The sequence below is a fragment of the Streptomyces sp. NPDC048419 genome, assembly GCF_043200415.1.
GTDB lineage: Bacteria > Actinomycetota > Actinomycetes > Streptomycetales > Streptomycetaceae > Streptomyces.
Genome location: NZ_JBICXT010000051.1, coordinates 1 through 25,461, shown reverse-complemented (window position 1 = coordinate 25,461; position 25,461 = coordinate 1). Strand labels below are relative to the sequence as shown.

At 68.1% G+C, this 25,461-nt stretch carries 26 protein-coding genes and 6 pseudogenes; 16 read left to right on the top strand and 16 right to left on the bottom strand.

The window, feature by feature from the left end:
- Positions 1–48: 48 nt before the first annotated feature.
- From ACGFYN_RS45280 to ACGFYN_RS45270, 3 genes are all read right to left on the bottom strand, one after another.
- Positions 49–1,638, bottom strand: a complete 1,590-nt coding sequence (locus ACGFYN_RS45280; RefSeq protein ID WP_393871841.1) for an IS1182 family transposase — start codon at positions 1,636–1,638, stop codon at positions 49–51.
- The gene (locus ACGFYN_RS45275) at positions 1,613–2,422 is read right to left on the bottom strand and encodes a DUF6153 family protein (protein WP_393871843.1); all 810 of its coding nucleotides are present in this window, start codon (positions 2,420–2,422) and stop codon (positions 1,613–1,615) included. Before ACGFYN_RS45275 ends, ACGFYN_RS45280 begins: the two co-directional genes overlap by 26 nt.
- 104 nt (positions 2,423–2,526) lie before the next feature.
- Positions 2,527–3,711 carry a permease gene (locus ACGFYN_RS45270; protein WP_393871842.1) on the bottom strand — a complete coding sequence of 395 codons (1,185 nt, stop codon included), beginning with the start codon at positions 3,709–3,711 and terminating at the stop codon, positions 2,527–2,529.
- Positions 3,712–4,350: 639 nt separating this feature from the next.
- On the opposite strand from ACGFYN_RS45270, the gene ACGFYN_RS45265 reads away from it, so the two are divergent.
- The 3 genes from ACGFYN_RS45265 to ACGFYN_RS45255 all read left to right on the top strand — a co-directional run bounded on the left by ACGFYN_RS45265 (position 4,351) and on the right by ACGFYN_RS45255 (position 6,042).
- The gene (locus ACGFYN_RS45265) at positions 4,351–4,956 is read left to right on the top strand and encodes a DUF1326 domain-containing protein (RefSeq protein ID WP_393871840.1); all 606 of its coding nucleotides are present in this window, start codon (positions 4,351–4,353) and stop codon (positions 4,954–4,956) included.
- Positions 4,957–5,724: a DUF2182 domain-containing protein gene (locus tag ACGFYN_RS45260; protein ID WP_393871839.1), complete on the top strand. Its 768-nt coding sequence runs from the start codon at positions 4,957–4,959 to the stop codon at positions 5,722–5,724.
- 84 nt (positions 5,725–5,808) lie between these two features.
- Positions 5,809–6,042, top strand: coding sequence for a hypothetical protein (locus tag ACGFYN_RS45255; protein WP_393871838.1), 234 nt, complete (start codon positions 5,809–5,811; stop codon positions 6,040–6,042).
- A 235-nt stretch (positions 6,043–6,277) separates the two neighbouring features.
- Here ACGFYN_RS45255 and ACGFYN_RS45250 read toward each other — a convergent pair whose 3' ends face one another.
- The gene (locus ACGFYN_RS45250) at positions 6,278–7,438 is read right to left on the bottom strand and encodes a hypothetical protein (RefSeq protein WP_393871837.1); all 1,161 of its coding nucleotides are present in this window, start codon (positions 7,436–7,438) and stop codon (positions 6,278–6,280) included.
- 861 nt (positions 7,439–8,299) lie between these two features.
- A complete protein-coding gene (locus ACGFYN_RS45245; protein WP_393871836.1) occupies positions 8,300–8,545 on the bottom strand; it encodes a DUF2283 domain-containing protein in 246 nt (81 codons plus the stop codon).
- Between the two features lie 218 nt (positions 8,546–8,763).
- Here ACGFYN_RS45245 and ACGFYN_RS45240 point away from each other — a divergent pair, with 218 nt between their 5' ends.
- On the top strand, positions 8,764–9,225 hold the full coding sequence (locus ACGFYN_RS45240; protein WP_393871835.1) for a DUF5994 family protein: 462 nt from the start codon (positions 8,764–8,766) through the stop codon (positions 9,223–9,225).
- A gap of 6 nt (positions 9,226–9,231) precedes the next feature.
- On the opposite strand, the gene ACGFYN_RS45235 is transcribed toward ACGFYN_RS45240, so the two are convergent.
- Entirely contained in the window at positions 9,232–9,354 is a 123-nt protein-coding gene (locus tag ACGFYN_RS45235; RefSeq protein ID WP_393871834.1) for a hypothetical protein, read from the bottom strand.
- A 212-nt stretch (positions 9,355–9,566) separates the two neighbouring features.
- Here ACGFYN_RS45235 and ACGFYN_RS45230 point away from each other — a divergent pair, with 212 nt between their 5' ends.
- From ACGFYN_RS45230 to ACGFYN_RS45210, 5 genes and pseudogenes are all read left to right on the top strand, one after another.
- Positions 9,567–10,169, top strand: coding sequence for a DUF5994 family protein (locus ACGFYN_RS45230; RefSeq protein ID WP_393871833.1), 603 nt, complete (start codon positions 9,567–9,569; stop codon positions 10,167–10,169).
- 627 nt (positions 10,170–10,796) lie between these two features.
- The gene (locus tag ACGFYN_RS45225; protein WP_393871832.1) at positions 10,797–11,168 is read left to right on the top strand and encodes an STAS domain-containing protein; all 372 of its coding nucleotides are present in this window, start codon (positions 10,797–10,799) and stop codon (positions 11,166–11,168) included.
- Complete coding sequence (locus tag ACGFYN_RS45220; protein ID WP_393871831.1) at positions 11,165–11,944, top strand: hypothetical protein; 780 nt, start codon at positions 11,165–11,167, stop codon at positions 11,942–11,944. The genes ACGFYN_RS45225 and ACGFYN_RS45220 overlap by 4 nt, the downstream gene beginning before the upstream one ends.
- Positions 11,945–12,066: 122 nt before the next feature.
- Positions 12,067–12,240 carry a hypothetical protein gene (locus ACGFYN_RS45215; protein ID WP_393871830.1) on the top strand — a complete coding sequence of 58 codons (174 nt, stop codon included), beginning with the start codon at positions 12,067–12,069 and terminating at the stop codon, positions 12,238–12,240.
- Positions 12,207–12,550: pseudogene (locus tag ACGFYN_RS45210) on the top strand (transposase); the annotation flags it as partial. The gene ACGFYN_RS45215 and the pseudogene ACGFYN_RS45210, both read left to right, overlap by 34 nt.
- Positions 12,551–13,182: 632 nt before the next feature.
- On the opposite strand, the gene ACGFYN_RS45205 reads toward ACGFYN_RS45210, so the two are convergent.
- The gene (locus ACGFYN_RS45205) at positions 13,183–13,515 is read right to left on the bottom strand and encodes an AbrB/MazE/SpoVT family DNA-binding domain-containing protein (protein WP_393871829.1); all 333 of its coding nucleotides are present in this window, start codon (positions 13,513–13,515) and stop codon (positions 13,183–13,185) included.
- A gap of 138 nt (positions 13,516–13,653) precedes the next feature.
- On the opposite strand from ACGFYN_RS45205, the pseudogene ACGFYN_RS45200 reads away from it, so the two are divergent.
- Positions 13,654–14,436 (top strand): annotated as a pseudogene (locus tag ACGFYN_RS45200) (L-threonylcarbamoyladenylate synthase); the annotation flags it as partial.
- An 80-nt stretch (positions 14,437–14,516) separates the two neighbouring features.
- Here ACGFYN_RS45200 and ACGFYN_RS45195 read toward each other — a convergent pair.
- From ACGFYN_RS45195 to ACGFYN_RS45185, 3 genes are all read right to left on the bottom strand, one after another.
- Positions 14,517–15,158: a carbonic anhydrase gene (locus ACGFYN_RS45195; RefSeq protein WP_393871828.1), complete on the bottom strand. Its 642-nt coding sequence runs from the start codon at positions 15,156–15,158 to the stop codon at positions 14,517–14,519.
- A 108-nt stretch (positions 15,159–15,266) separates the two neighbouring features.
- On the bottom strand, positions 15,267–15,620 hold the full coding sequence (locus ACGFYN_RS45190) for an STAS domain-containing protein (protein ID WP_393871827.1): 354 nt from the start codon (positions 15,618–15,620) through the stop codon (positions 15,267–15,269).
- A 489-nt stretch (positions 15,621–16,109) separates the two neighbouring features.
- Positions 16,110–16,364 carry a hypothetical protein gene (locus tag ACGFYN_RS45185; RefSeq protein ID WP_393871826.1) on the bottom strand — a complete coding sequence of 85 codons (255 nt, stop codon included), beginning with the start codon at positions 16,362–16,364 and terminating at the stop codon, positions 16,110–16,112.
- Positions 16,365–16,484: 120 nt separating this feature from the next.
- On the opposite strand from ACGFYN_RS45185, the pseudogene ACGFYN_RS45180 reads away from it, so the two are divergent.
- Both ACGFYN_RS45180 and ACGFYN_RS45175 read left to right on the top strand, forming a co-directional pair.
- Positions 16,485–16,715: pseudogene (locus tag ACGFYN_RS45180) on the top strand (arsenic transporter); the annotation flags it as partial.
- Positions 16,699–16,785, top strand: a pseudogene (locus ACGFYN_RS45175) (universal stress protein); the annotation flags it as partial. The pseudogenes ACGFYN_RS45180 and ACGFYN_RS45175, both read left to right, overlap by 17 nt.
- A gap of 22 nt (positions 16,786–16,807) precedes the next feature.
- On the opposite strand, the gene ACGFYN_RS45170 reads toward ACGFYN_RS45175, so the two are convergent.
- Together ACGFYN_RS45170 and ACGFYN_RS45165 are read right to left on the bottom strand one after the other, a co-directional pair.
- Positions 16,808–17,359, bottom strand: coding sequence for a DUF6529 family protein (locus tag ACGFYN_RS45170; RefSeq protein ID WP_393871825.1), 552 nt, complete (start codon positions 17,357–17,359; stop codon positions 16,808–16,810).
- A 62-nt stretch (positions 17,360–17,421) separates the two neighbouring features.
- On the bottom strand, positions 17,422–17,964 hold the full coding sequence (locus tag ACGFYN_RS45165) for a hypothetical protein (protein ID WP_393871824.1): 543 nt from the start codon (positions 17,962–17,964) through the stop codon (positions 17,422–17,424).
- Between the two features lie 261 nt (positions 17,965–18,225).
- Here ACGFYN_RS45165 and ACGFYN_RS45160 point away from each other — a divergent pair, with 261 nt between their 5' ends.
- The 3 genes from ACGFYN_RS45160 to ACGFYN_RS45150 all read left to right on the top strand — a co-directional run bounded on the left by ACGFYN_RS45160 (position 18,226) and on the right by ACGFYN_RS45150 (position 21,031).
- Positions 18,226–18,885 carry a hypothetical protein gene (locus ACGFYN_RS45160; RefSeq protein ID WP_393871823.1) on the top strand — a complete coding sequence of 220 codons (660 nt, stop codon included), beginning with the start codon at positions 18,226–18,228 and terminating at the stop codon, positions 18,883–18,885.
- Between the two features lie 191 nt (positions 18,886–19,076).
- On the top strand, positions 19,077–19,442 hold the full coding sequence (locus ACGFYN_RS45155; protein WP_393871822.1) for a hypothetical protein: 366 nt from the start codon (positions 19,077–19,079) through the stop codon (positions 19,440–19,442).
- Positions 19,443–20,692: 1,250 nt separating this feature from the next.
- Positions 20,693–21,031: a MerR family transcriptional regulator gene (locus tag ACGFYN_RS45150; RefSeq protein ID WP_393871821.1), complete on the top strand. Its 339-nt coding sequence runs from the start codon at positions 20,693–20,695 to the stop codon at positions 21,029–21,031.
- A 358-nt stretch (positions 21,032–21,389) separates the two neighbouring features.
- On the opposite strand, the pseudogene ACGFYN_RS45145 reads toward ACGFYN_RS45150, so the two are convergent.
- A pseudogene (locus ACGFYN_RS45145) lies at positions 21,390–22,069 on the bottom strand (transposase); the annotation flags it as partial.
- A gap of 472 nt (positions 22,070–22,541) precedes the next feature.
- Between ACGFYN_RS45145 and ACGFYN_RS45140 the strand changes: the two are divergent.
- Positions 22,542–22,871, top strand: a complete 330-nt coding sequence (locus ACGFYN_RS45140; protein ID WP_393871820.1) for a hypothetical protein — start codon at positions 22,542–22,544, stop codon at positions 22,869–22,871.
- Between the two features lie 402 nt (positions 22,872–23,273).
- Here the strand turns inward: ACGFYN_RS45140 and ACGFYN_RS45135 are convergent, their stop codons facing one another.
- The 3 genes and pseudogenes from ACGFYN_RS45135 to ACGFYN_RS45125 form a co-directional block, all read right to left on the bottom strand.
- Entirely contained in the window at positions 23,274–23,414 is a 141-nt protein-coding gene (locus ACGFYN_RS45135; RefSeq protein ID WP_393871819.1) for a winged helix-turn-helix domain-containing protein, read from the bottom strand.
- A 197-nt stretch (positions 23,415–23,611) separates the two neighbouring features.
- A pseudogene (locus ACGFYN_RS45130) lies at positions 23,612–23,719 on the bottom strand (helix-turn-helix domain-containing protein); the annotation flags it as partial.
- A 1,215-nt stretch (positions 23,720–24,934) separates the two neighbouring features.
- Positions 24,935–25,063 carry a hypothetical protein gene (locus ACGFYN_RS45125; RefSeq protein ID WP_393871818.1) on the bottom strand — a complete coding sequence of 43 codons (129 nt, stop codon included), beginning with the start codon at positions 25,061–25,063 and terminating at the stop codon, positions 24,935–24,937.
- Positions 25,064–25,461: the final 398 nt, after the last annotated feature.

Here is a 25,461-nt window from a genome sequence, read left to right as displayed (position 1 = left end):
CAGGCCGCCACCCTGCGCGTACCGCATACCACCGGCCTACCGCAGGGATCACCACCCGTCACCACCCCGACAACACCCCGAAGAGGTCAGTAGGACGTGCTGAATGTGGGCCTTTCCCTGTCCTCGGTAGCGGCAGCGTCGCATGCCGTGTCCGTGGGCGAACTCGTTGACCGTGCCCTCCACTCCGGAGCGAACCGCGTAGCGGGTCTTCCACTCGGGCGTCTGTTGCTCGGTGCGGATGCGGAATTGCAGGTCGCGGAGTTCTCGTGGGGGAAAGCCCACGGTGCGGGTGCTTTCGCGGGAGGTGGTGCACTGGGCGCGGGCCGGGCAGGGCTGGCACTGGCTTTTGGTGAACCTGGCCACGATCAGCGGGGCTGCGGTGGGTGAGGAGGTCGGGCAGGGGCCGTGCCGGCCCTGACTGACCTGGCCTTGGGGGCAGGTGACCTGCTGGCGGTCGTAGTCGATGTGGAAGTCGTCCCGGGCAAAGCCCTCGTTGCGGCGGTGTTGCCGGGTGGGGTTGCTCCGGAGCGGTCCGGAGACGGTGACCTGGTGTGCACGTGCGGCTTGTTCGAGGTGGGGCAGGGAGGTGTAGCCGGCGTCGACCAGGTGCTCGGCGGGCAGCAGTCCGCGACGCCGCAGGCGGGTGTGGATGCCGGGCAGGACCTGACTGTCGTGGGTGGTGGCCACGTCCGTGATCACGTTGGGGCCGTCGGGAGCACAGGTCTCGGTCAGGTGAGCGGAGAACCCCTTCCAGCTGATGATGTGTCCGTGGCGTGCGTAGCGGGCCGAGGTGTCGTAGGGAGAGACGATCGCCCGGGACGAGGGCGGTAGCCCGGGCCCGCCTTCCGTCTCGGCGGTGCGCCAGCGCAGGCGTCCTGCGGCCTCACGGTGGTAGTTCTGCACCATGATCTGGCGCAGGGCCTGGATACGAGGGCCGGAAGTCCGGTCTGTTCCGTGCCGGTAGAGGTGTTCCAGGAGCCGGACGGCGTCGTTTCCGGTGGCAAGGATCCTGGTCTTGGGCTTGGTGGGGTTCTTGCCCAGGCGCACCACTCGGCCGTAGCGGCGCCCCCAGTCCTCATCGACCAGCTCGTCCAGCAGGTGAGGGAAGGTGCCGGCGACCTCTTCCAGTGCGGCGCGGACCGCCTCTGTGATCAGCTCCAGACGGGTCAGGTCACGCACCGCGGCCAGGACATGGGTGGAGTCGGTGCGCTGCGTGGTGCGCTCGCGCACCAGGCCAGCCTCCTTGAGACGAGCCAGTGCGAGGTCGAGGAGGCGGTCAGCACGGTCCCCCTCGGCGAGGCGGTCGCGGAAGTCGGCCAGCACACTGTGATGGAAGCCAGGGTCGTCCAGCTCCATGGCCATCGCGTACTTGAAGTCGATGCGGCAGCGGACCGCCTCGGCGGCCTGCCGGTCCGAGAGGCCGAGCAGGAACTGCAGCACACAGACGGTGGCCAGTTGAGCAGGCGAGAGACCCGGACGCCCGTCCCGCGGGTACCAGTCGGCGAAGTCCTCGTCGCACCACAGCCCATCCAGCCGGTCGCGCACCCATATCGCCGTCGTACCGCCCGGGTTGCTCGCCCGCGCGACCTGCGCAGTCAGCGGCGGGACCTGCTCACCGGAACGCGGGCGGAGGGACAACAGGCACCTCGACAACTACTGCATCGGTCAACGGAACTACCCGAGCATGCCCGTTGACCATGCTGCCGCACCGCGAAACTCCAAGATCCCCGACAGAGTCAACCGCGCATACCAGCGGCACAGCAAGACGGTGAGATCCCTCGACTCGTGGGCGCCGACCGCGCCGTACGGGGAACGAGCCGCGGAAACCGAAACCCTCCCGCCCTGGCCCGGGACGGCCACACGGACGCAAGGACACCCGTCCCGCCCTGCGCCACAACGTGCACACCGCAAACCAGGCACGCGGTCCGCGGGGCGGTTTCGAGCCCCGCCCCGGCCGGGCAGCCCCCGCGCCACCAAGCGAGGCGGCACCGGCTACCGAACTCTGAAGCCGGACGAGCCTGCCACCACCAAGGTCACCTAGACTGTCAAGCTCCAGCTCTTCCCCCAGGACCAACGCCAGGCACCACCGGGTACCCCAGAACTCCTCCACCTTACGCCACCTGCGCAACCACCTCACCGACGCCCACAGATGACCCCAGCCACTTAACCAAGCGACGTTGCTGCAGCGGCTGTCCTGGAGCGTTGGCGAAGCCGACGCGCACAAAGGTTCGGGCCCGCCGGCCACCGCGCCTGACACGCAGGTCGGGTCGGCGTGCTGGAGGTGGCTGCCGCCGCAGTCCCCGCCTCCGGGGCAGTCATGGGGGACGCTGACCACTGCCGTCACCTGCTGCGCCTCTGCGTGTTCGTGTGCGTCGAGGCCACAGGGTGCCAGGGCATGCATGGCCAGCAGCCCTGCCGTCACCGCGAGCACGAGCAGCGCCCGCCACCGCCCGATCGGCGGTCGCGAAGGTGCTGCTGCGGGCTCGGCATCGGGATTGTCCTGGACTGGCGTGGGGGTGGGTCGGTTCAGTCGTGGTGTCCGTTGTGCATACGGGTGTCGGCGTGCTCATGTTCAGCGTGATCGGGTGAGCCGCCCATCATCCGCAGCATGGCCGGGCCGCCGGTGCGCCAGAACCGTAGGAGCAGACTCGCGGCCAGCAGCAGGAAGACGATGTTGAGCCAGGTCGTGTAGTTCCAGGTGATGCCCTCGTCGGGGACCTTGGCGTCGGCCTGGTCGGGGATGAGCCCCAGGCCGCCGAAGACGAACTCGACGACGTATCCGGCGAAGGCCATCGCGGCGAAGAAGGTGGCCAGGAGGAAGGCGGCCATGCGGGCGCCGTAGTACTTCCGGTAGATGTTCAGGATCGGCAGGATCAGCAGGTCGGCGTAGATGAAGGCGATCACGCCGCCGAAGCTGATGCCGCCCTTCCACAGCACCACGGCCAGCGGCACGTTGCCGATGGAGCAGACGAAGGTCGCGATCGCCACCAGCGGCCCGATCAGCGGTCCGATCAGCTTGGCGGCGAGCGGGTGGTCCGCCAGGAAGAAGGTGCGCCAGAAGTCGTCCGGCACCCAGGCGGCGATCGCGCCCGCGATCAGCAGCCCGGCCACCAGGTCCCGCAGGATCGCCGCCCACTCCATGACGAAGATGTGCGACACGGACATGTACCCGTCCCGGGAGAACAGCCGGCGGGCGAAGCCGCCCTCGCCCCGCACGGACATGTCCATCGCCGCGTGGCCCTCCATGGAACCGGCGATCCCGCGCTCGGCCTGCTGACGGGCCTTGTGCAGCAGCCGCTCACGCAGGAAGAGCCGGAACAGCACGGCAAGTACGACGATCATGATCGGTCCGCCGACGAACTCGGCGGCGGTGAACTGCCAGCCCATCAACAGGGCCATGATGATGCCCAGTTCGATGACCATATTGGTGGAGGCGATCTCGAAGGCCATGGCCGCGGTGAAGTCGGCCCCCTTGCGAAAGAGGGAGCGGGCAAGGGCCACGGCGGCGTAGGAGCAGGAGGACGAGGCGGCGCCAAGCCCGGCGGACAGGGCGAGCGTGCGCGGCTGGTCGTCACCGAGGAGCCGGACGACCGTCGAGCGGCGCACCACCGCCTGTACGACCGCCGACAGGGTGAAGCCGAGGATCAGTGCCCAGGTGACCTCCCAAGTCATCGAACCGGCAATGGACAGTGCGTGCCCGATCGCATCCACAGACCCGCGCCTTCCACAGGTGGCAGTGCTCAAGGGGTCGAGTATCCCCCCGGGGGGTATGCTACGCCCCGGGGTTCCGCTTCCTGCCCGGTACGGCGGCGGCCGCGACGGATGGCGAGTCCGCGGACGATCCCGACCTTCACCACGGCGGCCGTCACGACCAGGCCGATGGCCAAACCGGTCCACCGCGTGTCCGCCGGAACGGCACCGCCCAGACCGATGTGCACGCCCACGACGGCGACCAACGACGACCGCCGCGACTCCGGTCCATCCGCGCCGGCGCCGCCCTGTGCCCTGAAAGGGGGCCGGTGCGTCGGTCGCGGCGGCCGCCTCGGACCCCTGCCAGTCAACCTTCAGCGGCTCGCGCCGGCTGAACCTGGTGACGTGCGAGGCGACGAGATCCTGCAGTCGCCGCAGACTGTCCTCGTCCGGCAACTGGGCGTGCAGGACCAACCTTCCTGAGGCCGCCGGCAAGGTGCATCTACGCGCTCTACGACCACCACGCCGCCGAACTGCTGGAGCAGGCCCTCTACCACGTCGAACACCTACGCCTCGGCCTGCGCGACGCCCCAGCCACTGGCGACGATCGGAGAACGACCGGAGAATAGAGAGAGATGTGCCTTCTGGAAGGAGCTTCCGATGGCATGGCAAATTGAAGGGACGTATTTCGAGAACTGCAATTGCGATATGGTCTGCCCCTGTTCCACCTCCGGTCTTTCCGCCCCGGCGGACAACGACCGTTGTCATGTGGCGTTGGCCTTCCACGTCGGATCCGGCCAGGTTGACGACGTCGATGTGAGCGGACTGACGATCGCCGTGGTGGGCGACGCCCCGCAGCTGATGAGCGAGGGCGGTTGGCGGGTGGGCCTGTGCGTGGACGCCGCCGCCTCGCCCGAGCAGGCCGAAGCGCTGGGAGCGGTGTTCTCCGGTCAGCGAGGCGGACCGATGGAGGGCCTGGCCCCGCTGATCGGCGAGATGCTCGGAATGGAGACCGCCCGGATCGACTACACCGATGACGGCCGGAGCCACCGGGTGAAGATCGGGGACGCGATCGACATCGCCGTCGAGGACTTCGTCTCGCCCCTGGATTCGACCGGAAAGGGTGTGAGGGTCAGCGGAATCGGCTTCCCGGCGGACACCCTGGCGGCGGGAACCGCGACCAGGTCGCGGGTGAACGCCTTTGGGCTCACCTGGGACAACGAAGGGAAGAACGCCTTCTCGGCGCCGTTCACCTGGTCGGGCTGAGTGTCGACCTCGTCGGCCCGACGGGCCATCGCCCCCGCCGCCTGGGCCGCGCTGCTCGCGGTGGCGGCGCTCGCCTGGGTGCTGACCGTCCGCAGCTCATCCGGCATGCCGGCGGTACCGGGCACCATGGGCCGGGACTTGTGGGGGTTCCTTGTCCTGTGGGCGCTGATGATGGCGGCGATGATGCTCCCGGCGCTCGCGCCCGTCGTCTCCCTGTATCTGCGTACGCTTCGCGCCCGCTCGAACGGCTGGACGCGCGGCTTCCGCAGCGCGAGCCTGGTCGTCGGATACCTCTTTGCCTGGGAGGCCTTCGGCCTCGCCGCGTACGCCGCGGCCTGGGCGGGCGGCGAACTCGCGGTCCAGGCGCCGCACGTCACCCCCTGGATCGGCGCCGCCGTGCTGGCCGCCGCCGGCCTGTACCAGGTAACCCCGCTGAAGGACCGCTGCCTGCGCCACTGCCGCTCCCCGCTCGGCTTCCTGGTCCACTTCGGCGGCTACTCAGGCCGCTGGCGCGACCTGCGGGTCGGCCTCTACCACGGTGGTTACTGCGTCGGCTGCTGCTGGGGCCTGATGGTCGTGCTGGTCGCGGTCGGCGTGATGAACCTCGCCTGGATGGCCGGGGCCGCCGCCGCCGTGTTCCTGGAGAAGACCTGGCGCCACGGCAAGGCACTCAGTGTCCTGATCGGCCTCGGCCTGATCGTCTATGCCTGCCTCGTGCCCTGGTACCCGGGCCTGGCCCCCGGGCTGCACATGGCCCAGATGTCCTAGGACCCGATCGCCCCCACCCACCGCCGGGTGTACGGCCACGCCAAGCACGCTGCCGAGGTCCGCCGCTTGAAGGGGCAGCACACCTTGCACCGGATCCTGACCACCGTCTCGACCTCGCTGGCCCGACCCGTGATCGGCGCCGTGCGCCTGGGTCCGCGGCGCAGCGGCTTCGTGGCTGAGGCCCTGGCCACCGCGAACGACACGGGCGGCACCGGGATCCGCCTGGTCCACGCGGACAGCAAGTTCTACACGGCCGATGTGGCCGCCGCCTGCCGCCGTGCAGGCCCGGACGGGGCGAACAGCGCCATGATCCGCTGATAGTCCGGCGACATCACCGTCGCATCGCCCACGGCCTCCGCCGCCAGCAGCACCCGGGCGGGCATGCAGCAGACCACGCCACCCGGTGCGGCGGGCGGCATCGGTGAGTTGGGCGGTGCCGGGCGGAAACGGGATCTTCACAGGCTTCGGGTTTCCCCGGTCGGTCGACCCCGATATTCGACTCTCCGCATATCCACCAACTGCTGGTCAACCGTGGCCAACGCTACGTTTGAAGTCACCCGCTGGAGACAGTGTAGGATACCTGAATTGTGAAATTCTGGTAAGGAAAATCCCGCTCTTGGTCGAACAGCGGGTCGGAGACCAGCACACGTTGCCTCCCCAGAGAGGAGGTTTGGTAGCCGATGATGAGCCGCCAGTGATCCCCATCCGCGGCCATGATCAGGGAACCCTGGTCTATGGCAGCACATATCTGCGGGAACGTTAGACGTCCGCCTCCGATGACGTGCACTCCAGTGCCGCCGAAAGCGGGCGATCCATCGTGGACCTGCAGAGCATTGAATGCCGAACGGATCCATTCCTGGTCCGATGCCCGCATCCGCGAGTGCACTACTCTCACCGGCGCTCCCGCATACGGCCCGCTGCTTTCTTCAGCATATGCTGCGCGATACCCTTGCTGACCCACAACCCACTCCTCGCCATTGGCGCCGTCGGACATGGCATAGGCATGTGCACGTTCATATTGGGTCGTGGAGCTTCCCAGTGACGTCGCCGCCGTCGCTGTCGCCGCCGCGTAGCAAAGGGAGCCAGTCTGGCGAATAGCAGCGCTCGGCCTCCATCCCGCGCTGCGCACCTCATTCCACGTTTCATGCTGCACCGTCTCCACATCCGGCCCTGTCACTGTGAAGGCGGCACCTGATAGATCTCGCCCGCAGGTCGGGCAGTGCCCGCCTGGCAAACATTCCTCAGTGGCGTGGAAGCGCTCTCCATCGGGACACCGCTTTACCCGCTGTGATTCAAAATCTTCTTGCGTGAGGTCCGCCATACACACGACACAAATGACGTCCGCCTGGTCTTGCAGGGCGCCAATTTCGACATGGTAGCCTTCAGGGACTCCGCCGACGGGTATACCAATGGGGCCGTCGTCGACATCGGAGCCATAGTCGACATCCTGCGGTCGGTCGACATCGTCGACATCGGAGCCATAGTCGACGTCCTGCGGTCGGTCGACATCGGAGTCGTAGTCGACATCCTGCGGTCGGTCGACATCGTCGACATCGGAGTCGTAGTCGACGTCGCCCGCCGTCAGTTCGTCCACGACGGTCTCCAGGGCCTCGAGTGACGGCAGCGGGTTGACGGCCGTAAACGCCCGGATTACTTCCTCGATGCTGCCAGTTGCCTTGGATTCCAGGTTGTTGTCTGGCGGTTGTGCCATCATGTCGCACCTTCTCGACGACGTTGGGTTCCGCCGGTTAACCCGGCAACTGCCTTCAGCTCTGGCACGTGCCGGGGCGTCGAGCGGCCGCTAGCAAGAAACCGAGCTGTGGCCCGGCTCGGATCTGTCTGAATCGCCCCTCATGCCAGTGCTCGCACAGACTCGAGAGACTCGTCAGTCAGGAATTCCTCACCGCCGCACAGGCTCTCCGTCTCCTTTTGCAAGGGATTATCGTCAATACCAGATTATCGCCGGGGGCCAGGCTCTGCGTGATCAGGTTGTGAGACCGATCGCTTGCAGCGCGTGATGGGCCCCAGGGCGTTTCAAGGTTCGGTTGATCGCATGGTTTCGCTGGTCACGGCATCGTGACGATTCTGGTGCTGGCTGCTACGAACGCAACGAGGCTGCCGTTGTAGGCGGATGACCTTGACCAGTCGCCGTCCGGAACGGGGGCCTCGATGTGTCGTGAGTCTGTCACCTGAGACCTCCGAGGATGCCCCGGCCTTCGGGCCGGGGATGAATCGGACTCCTGCGGAGCAGGGCAGGGAACGGGGTTTCGCCCTCAGGGCGAAAGACCGCCCACACGGTCGGGTAAGCTGACTGCCGTGCGTTGCGAGAACCAAGCGCGTACGCCGTGCTGATCGAGAGCCAAGACGGCACATGCACCTCCAAGCTTTGCGGTACGAACCCGGGCTGGTTTCAACCCGGCTGGTGTTGATCGTGGAAGACCTGTCGGGTCGCTGACCCGCAGGCGGCGTGAGCCAGGAATCCCCCTGCTTCAGCTGGGGGAGGATTCAATGAGGCCTTTCCAACCTTCCCGCCGGGCCGGTAGTTGGCTGCGGCGAGCTGCCTGGTCGAACCACGTCATGTGCCTTCGATATCCAGACGCTCCGCTGACTCGAGCAGCCACTTGGGCAGCTTCGAACTGGCTGCCAACACCTCGATGCCGATGAGGCGTCCCTGCTCGTCGAAGTCGAGGTTGATCATGCCGCCGACCTCCACCGGATCACAGGGATGCATGCGAGCTGACTTCGCACGGGCCCGTGGAGGCACGAAATGCACATACGCGGCATCCGCCGTCTTGTCGTAGGCGACAGTTACGTCCGCCATGCTCAGTGCGCTGCCTTGATGGGTTGAGGTGGCCTTACCCGTGTTGTGCCCTTCCGAGCCTCATGCCCCCAGCTCTGCCGATGACGCACCCCGACCATGGCCTGCACAACCTGGGTGGGGAGCCTGACCACCGTGAGAGCGCGTCACATGCGCGGCGTCTTGGCGCCGCTCACCGCGCCATTCCGTCCCTCGCGAAGTCATGCCCTGGCTCCCCGCGTGTGACCAGGCTCCTGCCGGACGCCGTCCACCAGGCGGTGAAGCCGGGGACGGCTGTCGTACGGCTACAGACCACGCATGACCGGCGGGGCGTTCTCGACGGGGCGTGGTGGCCGTGCTCCCGTGATATCGCAGCCGAGCTTCCCGCCCTGATCTCCGCACTGACCGAGTACCTCGGGCCGCTCACGCGCGTCGGCCTGGACGCCGGAGCCTGGGACGCGCTGCCGACGCGACTGCTCGTCGACGACCGCGTCGTCCATATCGACTCCTTCCCGGTCGGCGACGACACCGTCCTCGTTACCAGGGGCGATCAGGACCACTTCTCCCTCCTCGTCATCCCGCCGCACGCGACGCCCGAGGCGGCACGCACCGCGATGGCCGAAGCCGTCCGCGCCGACAACATCACGCAAGCCGAACAGATCCTCATCGACACCGGTACCGACCGGACGGCGCCGAAGACTTGACGCTCGTCAGCCGAGGCGGCCGCCGTGCCAGTCCGGTGCCGGCGCCGGGATGACCGTGCTGCCGAAGGCGCCGGAGATGATCTGTGCCGCGAGCTCGGACAGGCGCAGGTGAGCCAAGACAGCGGCCACGGCGGTCACATCCCACGATGCTCTGCTGAATTCCGGCGGTTTAGGCAGGCCGCATGGGGCTCTTCCTCCGTTGACCGTACGGTCCGTTCGGCCTGCCCGGGGAGTACGCTGAACCTACCGAAGGTATTTCGCGCACCGGCTTCCATGCCGTGTCATTTTCGGCATCGAATATGCCGGGCCGGTTGCGGCCGGCCCGGGGCAGGGTCCGCGTCATGACCGCGACCAGCTCCCCCTCCTCCTCGCCGGCGCTCGAAGCCGTTGACCGGTCCTCCTCGTCCTCGCCCCGTCTGTCGCTGGCTCCCGTGGGTTGCGCACCGGCCCTGCTGGACGGCGCCTGGTGGCCCCGCTGCCGCGATCTCGGGGCGGAACTCCCCTTGCTGACCGCCGTACTGGACCCGTTGTGGGGGCGGATCACCCGGGTCGCGATCAATCCCACCCACTGGCCGGTCGTCCCGCGCAAGGTGCCCGTCGCCGGGCACGTGGTGAACGTGGGCCGGTTCTTGTCCGAGCAGGACCCGCACGAACTGCTGCTGCTCTCCTACCGCATGGGCCGCTGGAACCTCTTGGTGGTCCCGCCGCAGACCACTCCCGTCACGGCCGCCTGGCTGATGGCCGCCGCGAGCGACCCATTGGGTACGTCGACCGCGAGTTGGTTGATGGAGCAGGCGGCGCGTCTGCGGACGGTGTCCGAGACCGACCGGGCCGTGGAAGCGGTCTGGGACTCCGAAGGAGGACATGAAGCCCGCGAGCCGGCCACAGGTCCACGGATCCCAACCGTCACCGCCACGCTGCCGCATCAGCCGACGGGGTGGTGAGGACGGAGATGTTCGTGACCGTGGTCGTGATCCTTGCGATGATCGCTCTTGGGGTGCTCCTCCTCCACCTGCTCACCTCGCAGCACGGCGATCGCATCGCAGCCTTCCACTACGGCCGCTTCGAAATACCTGCCCCGGGACCGGCTCGATCGGGTTTCCCGCAGGACGCACGGCCGGACGGGGACGAGCGGCACCGGCGACGCGGGCGGCTCCGCTCCGCACCCAGCGCCGCACCCATCAGGGAGCGGGGTGAGCCCCTCGCTCCGACAGGCTCTTTCGGACCGTCACTGAACTGCTGACCACACGGACCGAACCGACAGCACAGCCCGAGACCCGGGCCGCAGCACCGCACAGGATGGGCCGGGGGTGTCCTGTGCCCGAATCACCCGGGCTGCTCCGGCCCGGGGACCGCGCTCCTCCAGGACACGATGCCCGCCGGGCACGGACCTTCCGTCCGATCCCATGACGCATTCCCCGGACCACCGATCCGCCACCGCGTTCGCGAACTCGAACTGCCGGACCGGCCATCCACCCACCACCGCGCAGCCCCGTATCGGCGGAACGCCGCGAGGACCGGGCCCGTCCCTGCCACGCGGCTCTCCGACAGACACTCCGAACCGAGGAGCCATGCCCCTTCCCCGGCTGAACGTCTACCGGCACGACCACAACACCCGCGCCCTGATCACCCTTGCAGGAGAGATCGACCTGAACACCGCCCCGCTCCTCAGCGCTGCACTGGCCACATGCGCGCGCGACGGCATCCGCACCACCGACGTCGATCTCACGGCGGTCACCTTCTGCGACGCCAGCGGACTCAACGCCTTCCTCGCGGCATCCCGGCACGCCACCGAGGCCGGAACGGCCCTCCAACTGCACTATCCGCCGCCGGTCTTGGCCCGCATCATCGAGATCACCGGCTCCGGCTTCCTGCTCCACGAACTCCACGCCGCTCGGCCACCCTCACATCGGGTTCTCGCCACCGCGGGCGGTGCGCCGTGACGGCCCCGCTCTCCCAGGAGCCGCCCCAGGGAGAGGCAAGCACCCGGACTCCCGCCCACGCGCTACGTCTGCGCCGGCTGAACCGCTGGCAGACCGAAACCCTGCGAGAGGACCTGGCAGATCTGTACGCGGAGTCCACTCGGGCACAACCAGGCCAGGAGTACCGGGGCCGGGAGGCGTTTTTGCGGCGGCTCACCCGCGACATCCGGCAGCTCGGATTCTCTCTGCTGATCGCGGAGGACATGACCTTCGCCGGATGCGCCTACGGCTTCCCCGTCCCACGCCAAGGGACATGGTGGAGGGGGTTCGACGGGCCCCTCCCGCAGAGCGTCGAACAGCTCACCGCATCCGGACACGTCTTCGCCATCACCGAGATCGTGGTGCACCCCCACACGGACGACCAGGGCCTCGCCCGCAGACTCCAGGAACGGCTGCTCGCCGACCACCATGCCTCGCTCGGGGCGACGCTGGTCGCCCAGACCGACGCCCCGGCCTGCGACGCCTTCCTGTCGTGGGGATGGCAGGACATCGGGACGATTCGCCGACCACCGGACCCCGCCGCCCTGCGGGGGTCGGACCCCGTGTTGCTGCGGGCCCTGGTTCTCCCCATCGGCCCACGCACGGCCGCTCACCCGGACGGCCTCAAACCCACGACCACCGCACCCAACGGCCCGGCTGACGACCACAATTCTGCCGGCCCAGGAGACCTACGTGCAGACCCGGCCCCGGCAGGCCCGTCGGCTTTGGTTGTGTACCCGGGCACTGGGCTCGCCTGAGCTGCACGCCGGACGCCCCGCCGCTACGGCCGTGCCGCCGCCCGGGTCGTGTAAGTCCGTGATGTGGAAGCCTGGCCCGGGGCTCGGCCTCGGGCTCTGGGGCCAGGCGGATCGGACGAGTCATGGCAGACGAAGACGAAGCGGCCGCGTCCGTGGCCGACGGCGAGCTGGTTGACGAGGTCGTCGAGCGGCTGCTCGACAAGGCTGACGCCTCAGGGGCGGCCCTGCTCGGTGAGGGCGGGCTGCTGACTGAGATCACCCGGCCGTGCTGGAGCGGGCCCTGGAAGCCGAGATGAGCGAACACCTCGGCTACGAACGTGGAGATCGGGCAGGTCACGGCACGGGGAACTCTCGCAACGGGACTTCACCCAAGACCGTCCTCACCGACGCAGGGGCGGTCACGTTGGCGGTTCCCCGGGACCGCAACGGCGATTTCGAACCGCGCATGGTCCCCAAGAACGCCCGTCGGCTCGCCGGGTTCAACGACCGGATCCTCTCCCTCTATGCACGCGGCATGAGCGTGCGCGACATCCGCCCCACCTCGCCCAGATCTACGGCGTCGAGGTCAGCCCCGACCTGATCAGCAAGGCCACCGATGCCGTGATCGATCTGAGTCCGCCCCGGGACCCGAGCCGCCCTTCCTGCCGGACACCGCCGGGACCCTCACCCCGAGGGCCCCTACCGCCAGCTCGCGATGGACAACGGACAACACAAAACCCTGTCGATAACTTGGGCTCATACCACCAGCCCTCACCAACCGGCAGCACGGCCGCCGCCGTGGCCAGCGCGACCCGCACCGGCGATTCCATGCCCTCAGGCTGCGCCGCCTGATGCTGCGGCGCCCGTCGGCAAGACAAAGGCCCGGCTCCCTCGGAGCCGGGCCCAAATCTAAAAGCGCCGCAGGTCAGCGGTAACAGTCCCGCCCCCGGTCATGGTCCCGGAGGTGGGGTGAAGATGTCATGCGTGCCGATGCGGCGCCAGATCACGTGTGCCGTGTCCGCAACCTTCGGTTCGCCATACTGCCAGGTGGCTCGTCCGTCCGGAGCCCACGACATCTCATAGACGCCAGGGGCACCCTGTACGCCCTTGACTCGGAGGCCGGGCTGGAAGCTGCCCTCCTCCACCCCAGGCACGAAGTACACAAGAACGACGCGGCGAAACCGGGCCTGACGCTCAGGGGTCAGCTGATCAAAATCCCGTCTGAAACGCGGGGTGGTCTCGAAGGTCGGCACAGTTGGCTACTCGGCTTCCTTGACTCCTAGCGCGTCGAACATTTCCTCCGCGCTGCCATAGACCGTGCCTTCGCTGCGGGCGATTTCGTCACTGGCTTCTCGCTCGCCAGCCTGCCACTCATCCGTCCAGAACCACGCCTGATCTGCAAGGACCGTCTTCAGACCCCTGACCTGAACCTGCATGACTCCGTGCCGCTCCGAGTCATAACTGACGACGAACTCAACGTCGTCACCCGACTCGATATGCAGAGCACGACGAACCTCGGTGGGCAGCGTGAGCTGCCCCTTATCTCGCAGCTGAGCTTTTACGCGCGTCTCCTGCGCCCCGGTCTCCATCATGTGATCCCTTTGGTCGGCCCCGGTCGTAGAACCAGAGTACGCCTAAAGATTCCAACTGTCGGAAATTCCGACTCTCGTAATCTTCTGGGGAGCGTCGCCGGGTTCGGCCTCGGGGAACAACGAACAACCACAGGTGATCTTGAGCACTGGGTCCAGGAGGTGCCCGCGACGGCCCGCCTGCTGGCCGAACGCTTGTGGCCGGGGCCCCTCACGCTGGTCCTGCGGCGCGGTCGCCGGGTGGCTCTGGAGGCGACCGGTGGCTTGGAGACGGTGGCCGTGCGCGTGCCCGACCACCCCGTCGCACTTGCGCTGCTGTCGGCCTTCGGCGGCGGTGTCACGGTCCCGTCCGCCAACCGCTTCGGCTCGGTGAGCCCCACGACCGCGGACGACGTCCGTGCCGAGCTCGGCGACGCCGTCGACTTCGTGCTGGACGGCGGCCCCTGCCAGGTCGGTGTCGAGTCGACCATCGTGGACGCCACCGGCGAGATCCCGACCATCCTGCGGCCCGGCGGGGTGACGCGCGAGGACCTCGAAGCGGTGCTGGGGTGCCCGCTCGCGGTCCCTGCGACCAGCCACATCCGGGTGCCGGGCCAGCATCCGTCGCACTACGCACCGCGTGCTCGGGTCGTCCTGGTCGAGCCGGAGAAGGTCGTCGCCGAGGCGGAGCGGGCGCAGGAACTGGGGCACCGGGTCGGCGTCTTTCTTCCCGCCGCCTTCGCTGACACCGAGGTGAAGGCGCACGCGGTGGTGGCGGTCCCCGCTTCGATGGCCGCCTACGCGCGCGGGCTGTACGGGTTCCTGCGCGAGCTCGACGAGCAAGGGTGCGACCTCATCGTCGCCTCCCTGCCGGCGGAGGAGGGGCTGGGACTGGCGATCGCCAACCGGCTGCGCCGCGCCGCGGGGCCCCGGACCACCGTGTGAGGAGCGCCGACACCGTCTGGCGGGCCGGGCACAGCTCGTGCCGCTCGTCGCCGTGGTGGGGGCAGCCACGGCCGGGATGGTCAGGACGCGGCAGGGACTGCCGCATCGAGGCCGCGAGAGGCGACGAGCTGTGCACTGCCGTCGGCCAGCCGGTAGGACAGCCCCACCACTGCGAGGCGGCCGGCGGCCACCCGCTCGGCCAGGACGCGGGAGCGTTCGAGCAGCAGGTCCACGGTGTGCTCGATGTGCTCGGCCAGGATCTCGTCGGCCGTCTCGCGTCCGGCGGCGCGGGCTGCCAGCACGCTCGGGGTCACCCGTTCGACAACATCACGGACGAAGCCGCCGGGCACCTGGCCACCGTCGGCTGCGGCACGGGCGGCTGCGATGGCCCCGCACGAGTCGTGGCCGAGCACGACGACGAGCGGGGCGTCGAGCACGCTCACTCCGTACTCGACGGAACCGAGGACCTCTGCATCGGCGACATGCCCCGCGGTGCGCACCACGAACAGGTCGCCCAGGCCGCGGTCGAAGATGATCTCGGCGGCCAGCCGGGAGTCGGAGCACCCGAACAGCACGGCGAAGGGCTGCTGGGACGGTGCGATCTCGGTGCGGCGTATGGCGTCCTGGTTCGGGTGCTCGGGGGTGCCTGAGACGAAGCGCTGGTTACCGGCCATGAGCAGCTCGAAGGCGTCGCGAGGCGTCGGGTTGTGGATCTCGGTCATGGCGGCAGCCTACGAGTCGGCACCAGTCATCGCACCGCCCGGGCCCGCCGGAACTCACCGGTCGGGCCACACCGACGGCCTTGTCATCCCCCGAGGCGGGTACGGCGATCAGGCGCGAGGCTCGGCCGCCTCGGCGTCGGCGACGGTGGCAAAGACCCGCAGAACCTGATCGGCACCGGTCATCTGAAGGAGCGTGCGCAGGTGCGGCGGCACACAGGCAACCACGAGTTCCACCGCATGCTTGGTCGCCCGCAGCCGCGCCACCAGCAGCACAGTCAGCCCGGCCGAGTCGCAAAACGTCACCCCGGACAGATCCAGCACGATGAACGGGGCACGAGCGACCAGCTCGGTGAAGCGATCCTGCAGGGCCGGGCGGGTGGTGTAGTCCATCTCGCCGCTGACCCGGGCCACCAGGCACGTGCCCGAGCCGGTCACCTCTATGGAGGCCTGACCCACCACCATGTCTCCCAACCGCCTCGCCAGGGAGTCACCCGGCCGGCTTGGCCGAGCCTACCGACCCCGGCATCATGCTGCAGCGGCTGGAAATCGGCGCGGCGCACCGGCACCGAAGAACGAAGGATCAGCCACAACGTTCTCCAACGACTCAGCCAAGAGACAGCACGATGGGGGTCTTGCGAGCCTATCGATCTCCCAGCTAGCTGACCTGCGTGACCACTAGGCCGGACCCCGTTGACACCCCGCCACACCAAAGCCCGAGCCGAGCAGAACGACGTGATCGGCCCCTCTCACCAGCAGGGAAGTTGCCACAGCGGGCACGTCGGTGCGGGATCCCGGGGCCTGCCCACCGGCCGCCGCCGGAGAGGAGACGGCCCACGCCCGGGGCGGGAGAGCAGGGTGGGCCACCGGGGCACGTGCACACCGTGGTGTCCTATCAGGTCAACGGTCGTGCACGGGCAAGAACGTGCAGCGGAGCCCCGCTCTGCCGGGTAGTCATCCGCTGCGGGCCGGGGCCGGGCCGTCACACCTGGGGAGGTCGAAGCGGTCCTTCCGCGGCGTCGTCTGCGCGGCGCCCTTCTCCACCTGGGCCGGCACCTCGGCCATGCCCATGACCTGGGCTGCGGCTTCCTCCAGCCAGGCCCGCAGGATGCGCTGTTGCCTCGCGCTGCGGTAGGAGGCCGGGCCGTTCCCCGCCAGTGGTGTCCCGCTCTCGTCGCCGACGCACCTGCCGTCATGCTGGGGCTGCATACCTACCGAAACGACACCTGCCCGCCGTTTCGGTGCCCGCCGAATGCGTGATCCCGCACCGCGCGGCACAGACATGTGCGGGCAGCCGACGTCGCCTCCGCCCCACTCAAGCCGCCCGCTGCCGCGCTGGCCGCTGGCCTGGCCAACGTGATCAACAACCTGCCCGCGGTGCTCGTCCTGCTGCCGCTGACCGCCTCGTTCGGCCCCGGCGCCGTTCTCGCGGTGCTGCTCGGAGTGAACATCGGGCCGAACCTGACCTACGCCGGTTCGCTGGCTACCCTGCTGTGGCGGCGCATCATCCACGCCCACGACACCGAGGTGGAGGCTGAACCCCATGGCCGTGGTGGTCTGGATCATCGAGGGCACCTGGCCCGCCTGTGTGGACGCCGCCCGCACCCACGCACCCAAGGGCGCGGACATCGGCCCACTCGAAAAACGGGCGCCTACAGACCAGGGACGTCGTACCCGTTGAGGAACCAAAGGGCGGCCGAGTACCACAGCACCACGATCGCAGTGACCAGGACGCCGCCGGCAGCCGGTAGCGCCCAGCCGGGCAGGCGGCGGCTGCGTACCACCAGCACCTTCGCCACGAACGCGCCGTACAGGACGCACCCCGTCACCGAGTGCAGTGCCGTCCGGGTGCCGGTGAGCTGGACCCCGTACGCCGTGATGCAGTGGTAGGCGATGGGCAGGGACACCAGGAACGCGGCGAACCCGCCAACTCGGTGGACGGTGTGCACCGGGCGCGGGGCGGCACCCGCGCCCGGCAGCCGCCGATACATCCACAGCGCCAGCAGCAGCTGGACGATCGCGATTCCCATCAGTGCGCTGCCCAGCTGCGCCTTCAGCTCGTTGGCGTCGTTGCCGCGCCGCCCGAAAAGGCTGCTGGCGTAGTCGGGCGTGTGGGACCGGCCGAACGCGTACAGGGCGGCCGCGACAGCGAACGGCAGCAGGACGCCTAGGGCCAGCATGAGGGGCCGCGTCGAGCGAGGCATCGGTGTGTCGGTGCGTCGGTGCGTCACTCGGCCTCCGTCCCGGATGGCTGGGGATGCGTCGGTCAGTCGCCTTCGACCTTGTCGCCGGCCGCGTTGAGCACGTACCACTTGGCGCCGAACTGGCTGAGTTCCTCACCGTTGGTGTCGCCGGGCTTCGTGTCACCCGCGTAGTAATACAGCGGGTGGCCGTTATAGGTGACTTCGGCATGGCCGTCGGACCGTTTGGTCGTACCGAGCAGGCTGGCCTTGGCGCCGTTCGCGGCTTTCGGCGTGCTGGAGGTGAGCACTGGCGGCCACGCGGCAGCGCAGCTGCCGGAGCAGGTCGACTTCGTTGACGTGTCGGCCTCGAACAGATACAGGGTCGAGCCTTTCCCGTCGACCAGGATCGAGCCGTACTTGCTGGACGCGACGGCGACGGTGGCCCCGGTCACACCCGTGCTGGACGAGGACGGCGAGGGCGCCGACGTGCCGGCGGTTGCCGGGGACGTCGTCGGAGTCGTCGTGTTGCTGCTGCTCGAATTGCTGCTGTTTGAACAGCCGCTGGAGACGGCAACCAACAGAGCGCAGGCTACTGCCCAGGTGATTGCCATGGCGGGGTGCTTCACAAAGGCTCCTGAAGGGACGGAATGTGCAGGCCAGGCCCGACGTGGCGGGGTGGCGCCGCGTCGTACGGAGCGCCTCTCCCCACTACGGGACAGCGCAAGGGGCATGTCAACGCGACCGCCCCGCGCGCCCCACGTATGAGGGGAGACTCAGGCCCGGATGGACGAACCTCATGGCGGACCGATGCCCCTGGCCTGCCACCTGGCTGTTTCTCAGCCGCGTTGGCCACCTCGGCGGGGAGAGCCTCACCCTGCATCCATGAGGTGGGTCTGGACTACGTCTCCTGCTGCCCGTTGGGCGCGCATCAGGCTCACGCGGACGCCGTCGACTTCCGCCGCAACGCCTTCGGACTCTCCCCGGCCGGGTTCAGGATGAGGGAGGAGATCCCGGAGGGGGACAGTGTGCAGCTGACCATCGACACCAAGACCGACAGCTACGAGCAGGCGATCGCGGCCGTGCAGGCCGCCTACGGGCTCAACCCCGCCCCAGTAGCGAGCAATTGGCCTACCGCCCCCATGGTCGAAGCCCGGCCGGGCCCGGAAACACTCAGCAGCGAGGATCTCTGGGAGGGCTGGACCGACCGGCTGTTGTTCGACACCGTCGCCGCCGTGATGCCCGGCGCCCGGGCGGTGCTGCGCCGCCTGGTCGAGGTGGGCGGCACCGCCACTTACGACGACATCCGCGAGCACTTCATCGACCACCCTCAGACGCCGATCCCGCAAGGGAAGATCGGCGGGGTACTGACCAGCGTCCGTGCCGTCCGGCGCAGAATCGGTCCACGTAACCGGGCCGACGTGCTTCAGCTGGGCGACCGTGTCCGCGTCTACCGGATCGAGCCCGCCCTTCTGGAGGGTCTCAAGCGGGCCTTCGACCTCGCCGATGCCCGCCCCGACCTGCTGCGTCAGGAACCAACCAGCTCGTGATCTCGCCGAGCCCCAATGACCCATGGGAATCAGAACGCCGGAGTCGACGGAGCACAAGGCGCGGAATCCGTCCTGCGCCAGGCGCAAGACCATCAGCGGCGAGCGCGAGCGTGAACGGCAGCGGTGCTGAGGCGGCGTACGCCGCCCCGCTCGCAGCCCTGTTGCCGGACGGCCACGTCCGTGCTGGGACGATGGTCAGTGTGGGTGGGGACATGCCGCTGCTGCTGGCGCTGGCCGCCGAGGCATCTGCCGGTGCGGTCGGCTGGGCAGCGGTGGGGCTGCCGAACGTGGGGGCGCTCGCCGCCCAGGAAGCCGGCCTGGACCTGGCGAGCGGGATGCGTGTCGATGATCTGGGCCGTCAGTGGGCGCGGGTGCTGACCACGGTGGCCGAAGCGGTCCCGGTGACCCTGGTGGGCGCAGTCGGGCCGGTGCCCGACCGGGGTGCCCGCCGCCTGGTCGCGGTGCTGCGGCGCAGCGGCTCGGTCCTGCTGTCTGTGGGGTCCTGGCAGGGGGCGGAGGTGCTTTGCGTGTCGTCTTCGCGGCCTGGGAGGGCGTAGGCCATGGGCACGGTCTGCTGCGCCAGCGCCGTGTGCGGGTGGAGGCCCGCGGGCGTGGCGCGGCAGCCGCGCCACGGTATGCGGAGATGTGGCTGCCCGGCCCCGACGGCCAGGCCACCCCACTGCGCGCCGACAGGCCCCGACCGGAGGGATTGGAGCCTGCGGCCGACGGCCGTCCGGCTCTGCGTGTTGTGGGGTGATCACGGTGGCGCGCCAGGCGGGGGCGCCTGCGATAAGGCTGCTGAGGGTGTCGCACCACCCGTCCCGCCGCACGGCGCGAGGCCACGCCGTACTACCTGGCACAGGCGGCCTGGCCTGTGGCGGACACATACCTGAGGCGACCGGCAGCAACCTGCGGCCATCACAAATACCCGGTCCTCTGCGAGACGCGCGGCCCCGGCCTGCGCCCCCGTTGACCGGGCCGTGACGGCCTTGCTCCTACTCCCGGTCGCTTATCGAGGTCGATTACCTCACTGCCGGACGCGCGGAAATCTGTGTTGGCTGGAGTAGACATTGGGGTGGTGGTGTGGTTATGGTTTCTCTCGTAGCCGAGATCGATCAAGCCCGGCAGAGATGAACTGCCGGGCAGCAGTACGCAGTTGTAGTGCGCAGGACGGTGCGGTGGTGGAGTTTCGGAGCCAGGGTGGTTGCAGGACGGCGACGGGACTGACGACCGGACCGGGTGGCTCGCAGTGATCAGGGGCCGCCGTGAGCAGGACCGCAGTTGACGCAGTGGCAGTACCCGTAAGTGCGGTGGGCAGTACCCAGCAGTGAAGTCAGTGAGCGGTACCTCGGTGAAGGCGTCGGCTGCGGACGCGCGCACCGGGTAGTTCGGCAGCGGGGTTCCAAGTCAGAGTGGATGCAGGACGGCGACGGGGCCGGCTGGCGAACAGTGGCGCTGTGCGAGGCCACGGAGCAGTGCGCATCACCAGCAGTACGCAGAAGAGCAGTACCAGCAGTACGCAGTCCCGCTCAGTAAGTGATTGATCCCAGAGGAAAGAAACGGAGGAGCCGAGCGCCATCAGGATCGCCCGGGCGGACGTCTGGAACCCGGGTACCGCAGGACATCGATAGTGAGGTGGTCTCCGGTCACGCATCCGCGATCCCCGCATACCCCGCCCTCTCCCGGGTGGGCACGCGGAACAAGTAGGCCGGCGCAGTACCAGGGCCGGCAGATGGTGTAGCAGTTCCTTCGGGGCCCTGGCGCCAATGGCGCCAGGGCCCCTCCACGCGTTTCACAGAGAGGTGCAATGACAGCAGACGATTCGTTCGTCCGGCTCGATGACGACGACTACCCCGCCTACACCATGGGCCGGGCCGCCGAGATGCTCGGCACCACCCAGGGCTTCCTGCGCGCCATCGGCGAAGCCCGCCTCATCACCCCGCTGCGCTCCGAGGGCGGACACCGCCGCTACTCCCGCTACCAGTTGCGCATCGCCGCCCGCGCCCGGGAGCTCGTCGACCACGGCACCTCCATCGAGGCCGCCTGCCGCATCGTCATCCTCGAAGACCAGCTCGAGGAAGCCCGGCGCATCAACGCCGAATACCGCCGCGCCGCCGCATCAGCGAACCCAACGGCCGCGTCCTGACACGGCCACCGCCTGCACCTTGCTCAGGGGCTTCGCGGCTGCCGCCGCCTGCTGCCCGGAACGCAAGCGTTCCGGGCACCTTCGTTTTTGCGGACACCAAGCGTCAGCTGTCATGGTTCGGAAGTTCTCCATCGCCCATGTCTTCGGCGTGGGCGTTCTGCTGTGCTGCTGGATCAGGCGGTCACCTCCGCCTTGCGCACGTTGCGGGGGGCGTCCATCGGCTGGACGGCTTGAGCTATGGCCGCGTCCGGTAGCTGCCGTCGCCCATGCGGGCGGTGCTGTCGACCGGAGGTGGGCCCCCTCTCGCGGGGGCCCCTATCTCTTTCGTCAAGGGGCGGGCCGGTTGATCGGTGATGTTTCAGGCGGCTTGGGGGACGGCTTGAGGTTCGGAGAACGTGCCGTCGCCGAGCATGGCGAACAGGACATCGACGCGGCGGCGGGCGAGACACATCAGGGCCTGCTTGTGCCGCTTGCCCTCGGCCTTCTTCCGCTCGTAGTAGGCCCGGGAGGCCGGGTCGGACAACGAGGCGAACGCGGCCAGGAAGAACGCCCGTTTCAGGTGTTTGTTGCCCCGGCGGGACGGGCTCTCGCCGCGGATCGAGGACCCGGATCTTCGAGTCACCGGGGCCAGTCCGGCATAGGCGGCGAGGTGCCCGGCGGTAGGAAGGCGGTGCCATCGCCGACGTCGATGAGGATCCTGGCTCCGGTCCTGACGCCTATCCCCGGCATCGACGTCAGGGGCTCGGAAAGAGGGTGTGCGGCGAGTAACTCCTCGACGTCCGAGGCGAGTTCCTTGCGCTGATCAAGCAGTGCGGCCAGGTTCTTCGCGAGCTTGGGCACGATCACGGCGGCCGCGTCGGTGCCCGTGACGACGACGGTCTGCTCGTCGAGCGCGGTGAAGATGTCCTCGACCAGGCGCTCGGCCATCCTGGGTGCCTTCGGCCTCAGCAGCGTGATCAGGCGCCGCCGGCCGGCCTTGCGGATCGCGCCCGGCGAGCCGAACTGTTCCAGCAGCGTGAGCACGGCCGGGTGCTGGATGAGGCCGGGAGCCCCAAGATCGGGGCCGTCTAGACGGTAACGGGGCCTGTCACAGACAGGATCGGGGGTTGCGCGACCCGAGGTGCAGCTGGGGACGGCGCTGCCTCGGCCGAGAGTTCCTGGATGTCCGCGTCGGCTGAGGATGTGGGATGCGAGGTCGTGGCTGCGGGCGGCGTGGCGGTTGGGGCGCCGCATGCCCGGTGCGGGCCGCCGGCCGTAGCCGCCCGAACGGCTCGGGGCCCCTGAACGGCTCGCGGCGGACGAGCGCTACCGCTGCCGCGAAGTGGGTAGGAAGTACTCATTGGTATTCACCGTCAAGCGCGTACGGTCAGCAAGCGTGCATTCGAGTGGCTCGTAGTGGAACTCAAAATTCGCACGGACGCGCCGATAGGGCAGCGGGGGTGTCGGCGACGCCTTGGCAAGCCTGAATATGCCGCATCTCTGGTAGGAGCTCTGCTCAAGGACTGAAGCCATGCTCAATCGTGCCGGCCGCAAGAGAATTGTTTTGGTGTTTGTCGTCCAACCGCTCTGGAGTTTGCCTCTCGGCGTGCTGTTTCTCTGCAAGTGGCTCACCACCAACGAGCCGAACCGCAGCTACCCGTGCACGAGCGGAAGTTCCCACGCCCCCGCTACCTGTCTCTCGGGCGAGATTGCCAATATGATCCTCGGACTCTCGTTCACCGCTATCGGAACCGTATTCCTGATCATCTTGCTCGTAATGGTCAGGTCCTGGCGCCGCCGTGACGCGGTCGAGGACCGCTTGCGGGGCGTGCGCGTGAGGGCAGATGGTCGACGTTTTTGAAACTGGGATCATGCAGCAACGGCCGCTCGCTGTAGAAGATGACGGTGCAATTGCTGCTTTGCCAGCTACTCGTCGAAAGTGGTGGGCGTGATGCGGTTGCTCTCGCCGGACAGGAGTACGGTGGCACGAGCGCCAGCAGGCCAGGCCCGCTCCCCGGCAATGGGAGCGGGCCGTCGCGGTAGTCCTGCCAGGTGAACCCGCGGTGAGCGCCTCGATGATGGCCCTGGGTGCGGGGACGGTAGATCAGCCGGCTGGGTTCGCCGGACTTGAAGCAGGCCAGGGCGGCCATGGAGATGCGGCCTCGGGAAGCGCCGTTGAACCGCACGACAGGTGTGCCGCCCCGTGGCGCCCAGGTGCGTGCGCGGTGCGACGTCATCGAGACGGCGGCTTCGTCCTCAAAGGCTAGCCATGCCCCGAGCGTCGCCGCGGTGGCTTTGCCTGCGGCCAAGTCTCCTTCAGCCAACCGGCCACCGCAGCATCACCCCGCTCGATGGCCCGCCGTATGGGCTGCTGACAGGACCAGCCGTGCCGCCGGAGCAACACCCACACTCCGCGGATCGACAGCGACACCCCAGCTGGTCGGCGATCAGCAGCCGCACCCGCGTGAGCGTCCACCGCTCATCTGCCCAGCCCTGAGCCGTTGCTCCGGCCAGCAACAGCGGCTCGAGTTCGGCGAAGTCATGGTCGTCGACCTTGCGTCGCTTGGCCGGGCCCGAAGGGTGAAGCGCCTGTCGTCCTCCCTCGCGCCAGGACCGGCGCCACCGCTCCACTGACCGGACGCTGACCCGCAGTTCGTTCGCGATCACCGTGTTCTTCTCGCCCCGAGCAAAGCCATCGGCGGCCAGCATGCGCACCCGCTCCCGCGCGGCCTGGGCCTGCGGAGTGAGACCACCGCCCTGCGCGTATCTCATGGCCACGGCGTGCCGCGGGGATCTCGCAATGTCACCCCCGACAACCCAACGGGAAACTCAGTACCGGTAGTTCGTTAAATCCGGAGGTAGAGATCAAGGCCGTGTCCGGTGGTGACCGCGTCGATCAGGGCCTGGAGTTCGGAGGGTGGGTCCTTGTCCGTCCGGGATCGCCACTATCGGTTCAGGGTGGTGGCGGGGGTGATCCATGCGCGGACCGACCGTATGCCCTGCGCCAGCAGGGCGGTTGGGGTGGGAGGGGGTTCGGTCGGTCCCCCTCTCTGCCCCCTCGTCGGGGCACGGGTCCGGCGCGGTGGCGTCCAGGGGGCCAAGTGGGGCGAACCATTGGTCCCAGCAGAAGGTGAAGGCACGGTTGACCAGGGTCTGGTGGCGGCGGATGGCGCGGTCGGAGCGGACCTGGAAGTCGGCCCAGCCGAGTTCGTCCTTGACAGCCGCATAGCGGACTATCGCTATCGAAACCCCGCTAAGTATTTTCTTGGAATGAGTATTCAATGCTCACACATCCCGCCGCGGTGAGGTGAATAATGGTAGTGCACTATATTCGGTAAAGTCTAATCCAGCGTGACCATTAGGTGAAGGGTTGATCATGAAAAAGATTAGTGTGATCGTTGCCGCGGCGATGGCAGGGATTGGAATATCTTTCGCCGCCGTCGCTCCCGCTCAAGCCTACTCGAACCCATGGGCAGATACCCCCAATGCCTGCTCTGCGTCTACAGTCCTTCCGACGGGTGCCGGTGTGGTGACTGCGAAGATATGCCTCTATGCTGGATATGCCACCGACACCGTTAACCACGGGTGGGATGTGGAATATCCGGTCCTTAAGATAGATAGCTATCAGCAATTTCCCCTGACTGTGAAGAATACTTACATCGATAACACGGGCAATATGGATACAATGGACTGCTGGGGTCTCGCTGTACTGCCTGCAGGGGAGAGTACATGTGTAGGGTTGTCGCGGCCAAGAACGGACGCGGGAAAGGCCCGTGCCTTCATTACCGTGTGGAATTACAAGGAGAAGGCGTGGAAGACTGCCATCTTGACGTCTCCAGGAATAGTGTGGGGACACCCTCCCCTGGTGCGAGGCTGAGCCCGGTACTACAGCCGGTGTTGTCACGGTGAGTGGCCTTGTTGGCGCTAGTGGCTGATGCGGGCTTGTGTCTGGTGGTGGCGTCGCCAGCGGTTCCCGTGCTGGTCGAAGCCGACCTCGTTCTTCGCGGCCTGGACGGTCTCCTTGACCATCCATCGCTGACCAGTGGCGATCACCAGCTCGGCCGGAGGGGGTGCGGGGGGTGTGGTGACATAGGAAGTAGGTCACCTCGCGGACGAGTTCGTCGTTCTTGTTCTTCGCGTCCGGCATCGTGGAGCGGCGGATTAGCAGGGTCCGTGCAGTCCGTGAGGGGTGTCGGCCAGGTGGACGGCGGCGAAGTCGTAGGTGCGCGAACCTTTGGCGTCGTCTGCGCACGAGCGATGCTCCATCAACGCCTCGGGAACCCTCGTTTACAGTTGCCGTGCATGATGCGTCCGCCCGTCGCCCCCGGCGCGCACGCCAACCGCTGGCGTCACGCATGTCAATGCTCCCGCAGAATTGAGCACGCTCTGCTCTCGCAGATTTGACCCCCTGGGGTCGGTTCAGTCGCGGTGTGTGCGGTTCTCCTTGGCGA